At 62.0% G+C, this 7,257-nt stretch carries 5 protein-coding genes; 4 read left to right on the top strand and 1 reads right to left on the bottom strand.

Annotated elements, in window-relative coordinates; translation table 11 throughout:
* From B3V69_RS14205 to lpdA, 3 genes are all read left to right on the top strand, one after another.
* Positions 1–1,287, top strand: a 1,287-nt coding sequence (locus B3V69_RS14205; RefSeq protein WP_296447591.1) for a 2-oxo acid dehydrogenase subunit E2, incomplete at its 5' end; no start/stop codon positions are given.
* A gap of 34 nt (positions 1,288–1,321) precedes the next feature.
* Complete coding sequence (locus B3V69_RS14200) at positions 1,322–1,906, top strand: MFS transporter (RefSeq protein WP_296447590.1); 585 nt, start codon at positions 1,322–1,324, stop codon at positions 1,904–1,906.
* An 18-nt stretch (positions 1,907–1,924) separates the two neighbouring features.
* Positions 1,925–3,784 carry a dihydrolipoyl dehydrogenase gene (gene lpdA, locus B3V69_RS14195; RefSeq protein WP_296447588.1) on the top strand — a complete coding sequence of 620 codons (1,860 nt, stop codon included), beginning with the start codon at positions 1,925–1,927 and terminating at the stop codon, positions 3,782–3,784.
* A gap of 78 nt (positions 3,785–3,862) precedes the next feature.
* Here the strand turns inward: lpdA and B3V69_RS14190 are convergent, their stop codons facing one another.
* Positions 3,863–5,953 carry a diguanylate cyclase domain-containing protein gene (locus tag B3V69_RS14190; protein ID WP_296447587.1) on the bottom strand — a complete coding sequence of 697 codons (2,091 nt, stop codon included), beginning with the start codon at positions 5,951–5,953 and terminating at the stop codon, positions 3,863–3,865.
* A gap of 598 nt (positions 5,954–6,551) precedes the next feature.
* On the opposite strand from B3V69_RS14190, the gene B3V69_RS14185 reads away from it, so the two are divergent.
* Positions 6,552–7,016 (top strand): MerR family transcriptional regulator, encoded by a 465-nt coding sequence (locus B3V69_RS14185; RefSeq protein WP_296447585.1) that lies wholly within the window; start codon positions 6,552–6,554, stop codon positions 7,014–7,016.
* The last annotated feature ends 241 nt before the right edge of the window (positions 7,017–7,257 follow it).

Below are 7,257 nucleotides of genomic sequence, written 5' to 3'. Positions count from 1 at the left end.
GCGATGGAGATTCCCTCCAGCAGCGCCGGTGTCCTCAAGGAACTCAAGATCAAGGTCGGCGACAAGGTCAACGTCGGGGACTTGCTGGCGATTCTGGAAGGTGTTGCTCCGGCAGGTGCTGTGGCTGCAGCAGCACCAACAGCCGTTCGCCCTGAGCTTGTCGAAGGGCTAGCACAGGCTTCGACCCTTCGTCAGGCTCAGGACGGGCCAGGCTCAGACCGAACGGAAGCGAGTGCAGCAGCTAGCGGAACGCCAACAGCCGCCGCTGTCCTGGCGCTTCCCGCCCACAATCCGGCGACGGCCCCGGTCGGTTTGCCGCATGCCTCGCCCTCGGTACGCAAGTTCGCCCGCGAGCTCGGCGTGCCCTTGAACGAGGTCAAAGGCAGCGGTCTGAAAGGCCGCATCACCGACGCGGACGTGCAGTCATTCACCCGTTCGGTCATGAGCGGCGCTATTCAAACGATAGCAGCTAGAGCACAGTCCAAGAGCGCTGCAGCCAGTTCTGGCAATGATGGCGCGGGCCTGGGCCTGATTCCTTGGCCCAAGGTGGACTTTGCCAAGTTTGGCCCGGTTGAGCGCAAGGATCTGTCGCGCATCAAGAAGATCAGCGGCGCCAATCTGTTGCGCAACGCTATTCTGATTCCGGCGGTCACCAACCATGACGATTGCGACATCACCGACCTGGAGGCCTTCCGCGTCTCGATCAACCTGGAGAACGAGAAGTCCGGCAAGGCAGTCGTTCCAGCCAGCGTGAAGGTCACCATGCTGGCCTTTCTGATCAAGGCCTGCGTCGCCGCGCTCAAGAAGTTCCCCGAGTTCAACAGCTCGCTCGACGTTGACAGTGACAATTCGGTGCTGATCTACAAGCAGTACTACCACATCGGTTTTGCCGCCGACACGCCCAATGGCCTGATGGTGCCGGTGATCAAGGATGCCGACAAAAAAGGCATCATGCAAATCTCGCTGGAGATGAGCGAGCTGGCCAAGAAGGCGCGTGACGGCAAGCTGAGTCCGGCCGAAATGTCGGGCGCCTCCTTCACCATCTCCAGCCTGGGCGGCATTGGCGGGCGTTACTTCACGCCCATCATCAATGCGCCGGAAGTGGCGATTCTGGGGGTCTGCAAGTCCACCCTCCAGCCGGTGTGGGACGGCAAGGTATTCCAGCCGCGCCTGATGTTGCCGCTCAGCCTGACCTGGGACCACCGCGTGATCGACGGCGCCTCGGCGGCACGCTTCAACGTCTATCTGGGCCAGATCCTGGGTGACTTCCGCCGGGTGCTCTTATGAAGCTCTGTCCTCAACACGACGGGGAGCGTTCGCTGTGACTACCGTTGTCGTCGTCAAGAAGGCCGGGCAGGTGGCGATTGCGGCCGACACGCTGGTGACCTTTGGCGACACGCGCCTGAGCCACCGCTTCGAGCCCAACAGCAAGCTGTTCAAGGTGGACACGCCGGTGGGCGTGAGTTACGTGGGCGTGGCGGGCACGGTGGCGCACTTTCCAGTGCTGCGCAAGGCCATGACGGCCCTGCCCAAGGACCAGCTCAAACTCGGTAGCAAGGACGAGGTGTTTGACACCTTCACCAGGCTGCACCCGTTGCTGAAGGAAACGTTTTTCCTGCAGACCAAGGAAGATGACAACGACCCCTACGAATCCAGCCAGTTCAGCGTGCTGATTGCCAATGCCACCGGCATCTATGGCCTGTACAGCTACCGCGAAGTGTTTGAGTTCAACGAGTTCTGGGGCGTTGGCTCGGGGCGCGGTTTTGCACTGGGCGCCATGCACGCGACCTGGGGCAGCGCCAAGACCGCCCGCGAACTGGCCACCATCGGCGTTCACGCGGGGTGCGAGTTTGACAAAAATTCCGCCGGACCGATTGAAGTGTTCACGGTCAAATTAAAGAAGTAAAAAAGAAAGACACCCCCCATGGCAACCCTAGACATCAAAGTCCCCGACATCGGCGACTTCGCTGACGTGACCGTCATCGAACTCATGGTCAAAGTAGGCGACACCATCCAGCCCGAGCAAAGCCTGATCACCGTCGAGAGCGACAAGGCCTCCATGGAAATCCCATCCAGCCACGGCGGCGTGGTGAAGGAACTCAAGGTCCAGCTCGGCGACAAGGTGAAAGAGGGCTCGCTGGTGCTGGTGCTGGAGGCAGCGGATGCTGCTGTGCCAGTTCTTGAGGAAAAACAGGCTGTAGCCCCCGTCGCTATTGCGCAAGCAGCTACACAAACTGTAGCAACCCCCGCCTCATCGGGCGCCGCTTCCCCTGCGCCTGCCGCCTCGACGTTTGCCGGCACGGCCGATCTGGAATGCGACCTGCTGGTGCTGGGCGCCGGCCCCGGTGGCTATTCCGCGGCCTTTCGCGCTGCCGACCTGGGGCTCAAAGTCATCCTGGTCGAGCGTTACGCGGCATTGGGTGGCGTCTGCCTGAACGTCGGCTGCATCCCGTCCAAGGCCTTGCTGCACGTGGCCGCCGTGATGGACGAAGTCAGCCACATGGCCGCGCTCGGGGTGGACTTTGGTGCGCCCAGCGTCAACATCGACAAGCTGCGTGGCCACAAGGAAAAAGTGGTTGGCAAGCTCACCGGCGGCCTGGCCGCCATGGCCAAGATGCGCAAGGTCACCGTGGTACGCGGCTACGGCGCCTTCGTCGGTGCCAACCATCTGCAGGTCGAAGAGACCACCGGCACCGCGCAAGACAAAACCGGCAAGACACAAACCATTGCCTTCAAGAACTGCATCATCGCGGCGGGCAGCCAAGCCGTGCGCCTGCCCTTCATGCCCAACGACCCACGCGTGGTGGACAGCACCGGCGCGCTGGCTTTGACAGCGGTCCCGAAACGCATGCTGATTTTGGGCGGGGGCATCATCGGTCTGGAAATGGGCACCGTCTACAGCACGCTGGGCGCGCGCCTGGACGTGGTCGAAATGCTGGACGGCCTGATGCAGGGTGCCGACCGCGACCTCGTCAAGATCTGGCAAAAGATGAATGCGCCACGTTTTGACAACATCATGCTCAAGACCAAGACGGTGGGCGCCAAAGCGACGCCCGAAGGCATTGAAGTGACGTTTTCGCCAGCGGAGGAGGGCGGAGCTTGCCCGGCGCCACAGACTTACGACCTGGTCTTGCAAGCGGTCGGCCGCACGCCCAACGGCAAGAAGATCGCCGCTGACAAGGCCGGTGTCGCTGTCACCGACCGGGGCTTCATCAACGTCGACATCCAGATGCGCACCAACGTGCCCCACATCTTTGCCATCGGCGACATCGTCGGCCAGCCGATGCTGGCGCACAAGGCGGTGCACGAGGCGCATGTGGCGGCGGAAGTCATTGCCGGCGAACTGCAAGGTAACAAAGAGCTGGCCAGCGCCGCCTTCAATGCCCGCGTCATCCCGTCAGTGGCCTACACCGACCCCGAGGTGGCCTGGGTCGGCCTGACCGAGACCGAAGCCAATGCGCAGGGCATCAAGGTACGGAGGGGCCTGTTCCCCTGGGCCGCCTCCGGCCGCGCCATTGCCAATGGCCGCGACGAAGGTGTGACCAAGCTGCTGTTTGACGATTCCCCCGAAGCGCACGGCCACGGCAAGATCCTGGGCGGCGGCATGGTCGGCACGCACGCCGGCGACATGATTGGCGAGATTGCGCTGGCGATTGAGATGGGCGCGGATGCGGTCGATATTGGCAAGACGATTCACCCGCACCCGACGCTGGGCGAGAGCATCGGCATGGCGGCTGAAGTGGCGCATGGGAGCTGTACCGATTTGCCGCCGGCGCGGAAGTAGTTCAAGTCTGCCTCCCCAACGAAAAGTCCGAACCGTCCAACCGGCTTCGATGCCTGCCGACCTAGGACTTACCCGCCCCTACCTGGAACGCATGTTGGTGGCGTAAAACTGAAAATTATTCTTGCCTTTTTCCTTGGCGGCATACATCGCCATGTCGGCGTTCTTCATCAGCGATTGCTCGTCTGCCGCATCCTCCGGATAGAGGGCAATGCCCACACTTGCCGTCACGCCGCATTCCTGTCCCGCGACCGTCACCGGGTTTACCGCGGCCGCCAGAACCTTGCCCGCAATCGCGGCCACCTGTGCGACGTCGCTCACTTCACGCATCAGGATGACGAACTCGTCCCCACCGAAGCGCGCCACGATGTCGCTCATGCGCAGCGCCGCCTTGAAACGCGCAGACATCTCCTTCAGCAGCGTATCGCCCGCGTCGTGGCCAAGCGTGTCGTTCACATCCTTGAAGCGGTCAAGATCAATGAAGGCCACTGCAAACTTGCGCTGGTAGCGCCGCGCTGATTCGATTTCCATCCCGATCAACTGGCCGAACATCGACCGGTTCGGCAAGCCGGTGAGCGCGTCGTGCGTTGCCAGGTACTGGACGTGCTCCTCGGCGCTCTTGCGTTCGGCCTCGCGCTCGAAGTTGTGGAGCGCAAAAGTGATGTTCTCGACCATGCGCTCGAGCAGCTTGACGATCTCCTCATCAAAGGCATTTTTCTGGCTCGAATAGAGCTGAAGAATGCCGATGGCGCGTCCATTGCGCATGAGCGGAATGGCTGCGCCGGCTTTCATACCCGCCTGCTTTGCAACCGCGTGCCAGGGTGCGGTGCGCTCGTCCTTGAGAAAATCGTTGCTCACGCAAGGCGTGAGCGTGCGAAATGCGGTACCGACCAGACCCCGGCCCACGGCCGTGGCCTCATCGACGGAGATCCTCGCCTTGCGCAGCGCATTCTCCCCGTCACCGCTGACCGCCACGACCTTTGTCCACGCGGTATCGGTATCGGGGACGAGCACCGCCGCCGTCATGAACTTGCCGCCGTGCACAGCAGCGTCGCACACGCGTCCAAATAAATCTTCAGGCGACTTGCTGTGCATGATCGCCTCGTTGGTGGCGCTCAGCGCGGCGTACATCCGGCCCAGCCGCAATGCAGACTGCTCGGCGAGCTTGCGTTGCGTGATTTCGCGCGAGCCGATGACGATCAACCAACGGCCGTCAACATGCAAGGCCCGGCGTTGCGTCTCGAACCAGCCGCGGCGACCATCCAGCGCCCTGCCGAACGTTTCCGAGGTGACCGCCTCTGCGGGTTTGGCAATCACCGCGTCATAGATCGTCACGAGCTCCTCGCGCGTGATGCCAGACGCCTTCCAGGGCGACAGTTGCAGATATTCTTCCCGCGTCAGGCCTTGCACCTTGCAAGCGATTTCGTTGACATAGAGAAAGCGCAGCGTCTGGGGATCGACCACGAAGAAGAGGTCTGGCGCCGCGTCCATGACGGCACGCAAACGCAGCAGATCGTCTTCGACTTGCTTTCGCTGCATGAATTGGCTGATGCCCTTATCGATAAAAACCGAGCTCTCCAGCAACTCGCGGTCCGGCGGCAAGGCCTCGCGGCCGAAGAATTCCATCACGCCGATGACCCGGTCCCCATCCTTGATCGGGAAGGCAAATGCGCAATGCAAGCCTGCCTTGCGCGCGTCCTGCGCACGGCGCAAGCTCTTGTCCTGGGTGACATCCTCGATCCAGATCGGCTTGGCTTCGAGCCATGCACGCCGAACCAAGCCGCCGGGCTCTTCCGCCTGCCGCATCTGCCGGGTGGCCTCCAGAAAAACCTGCACCTCTGGCAAGGCAATGCCCCAGGTCTCGGCACAGACGAGCGCATCGCGTTGCGCGTCGAACGCCCAGAGCGCACCGCACGCCCAGTCCAGGGTTTCGCACACCGAGCGGATGATTCTGATCACGGCCTCGCCGAGATTTCCGGACTCGACCAGCGCCAGCGCCGCCGCATGCTCGATGACGAACCGCGGCCGCGCCAGCGCGGGACCGGGCGCTCGCGCGCTCTTCAACGTCGCTCCCGAGTCGCGCCCGGGACCTCGCGGAAGAATGAGCGATCCGCAGAACGGCCGGACTGCGGGTGTGAAGGAAAGACGGTGATCGACATACAGAATGCCCAATGATAGCGATGTCGGCATCGACCATGGCCGAGGACCCGCCAGGGTCCTTTTTTTGGGGCTTGGGCAGGTCGTCAGGGCACCACTTCGACGCTTGCTCTCATGGGTTTGAATCGTGGCGAAGCAAAATCACGTCTAGATCTGCACCACTAGACCGGTCTTCTGACAAGGCATTGTTCATGACTTTGCTCCGGATGTCGGCGGTGTGGGGCACGCACAGCTGGCACCGATGGCGCCGCTCCCGCAACTACCTGCCGCAGTGGTAGCCGTTTCTACCCGACAAGCTGCAGCCTTGCGCCGACGGGACCACCAAAGCCCGACGCCTACCAGCAGCAATGCCCCCAGGCCCGCGCCGACAGGGACGACCGCGCTGAGCGTCAGCCCGTCCCAGCCGATCATCGAGGTAAGCCCTCCGGCTGACATTCCAGCGATCAGCGGTATGGCCAGGGGGATAGCGCAGCAGGCTGCACAGGCACCCGCCACGCCAATTGCCCCGAGTACCGGTTTCTTCATGTTCATGCTTTTCCTTCCATGCGTTTCCGAGATGATTCCCGTACACTCAATGTAAAACCTCAAGCTACTTGAGATGCAAGGACTATTTGTGAATAACCTACTGAGCGAAAGGCAATTGACGATTGGCGCACTCGCCGAGCGTACTGGCTTCAACGTCTCCGCAATTCGCTACTACGAGGAGGTTGGGCTCATTCCGCCGGCGGCGCGGCGACCCAGCGGCCACCGCATTTACGGTGAGCGGATCCAGGAGGTGCTGACCCTGATACGGCACTGCCGGGATTTCGGCTTCTCTATCGAGGAAACCAAAGCCTTGGTCTCGCTGTCGACTAGCGAGGAGAGAGATTGCGTGGAGGCGCGCGACATCGCTCAAGTCCATCTCTCCTCCGTGCGATCCAAGCTGATTGAGCTGCAAAACCTGGAGCGAAGTCTGTCGAAGTTCGTACAGGGTTGCTCCGATCAATGTGTCGGCGGCCCAGCGCCCAAGTGCACCATCCTCAAGGATCTAAGTTTGGGAGAATCCAAGCCGTCCGGAGCACGCGGCTGTTGCGGCTAGGCGCAATTATTTTGGCTGAAATGCGACCAGCCATTGCCTTCAAGAACTGCATCATTGCCGCTGGCAGCCAAGCCGTGCGCCTGCCCTTCATGCCCAACGATCCGCGCGTGGTGGACAGCACCGGCGCACTGGCGAGGGCGCGCCTGGGGTGTTGCCATAACCGGCCCAGCCCGGGCCAGCACCACCCAAACGCTCACCATCGCACTACCTGTGGGCGGTCAAACTTCAGAAATCGGGGGCA

It is taken from the genome of Rhodoferax sp. UBA5149 (assembly GCF_002413825.1).
GTDB lineage: Bacteria > Pseudomonadota > Gammaproteobacteria > Burkholderiales > Burkholderiaceae_C > Rhodoferax.
This window is presented reverse-complemented; position numbering and strand designations above follow the sequence as displayed.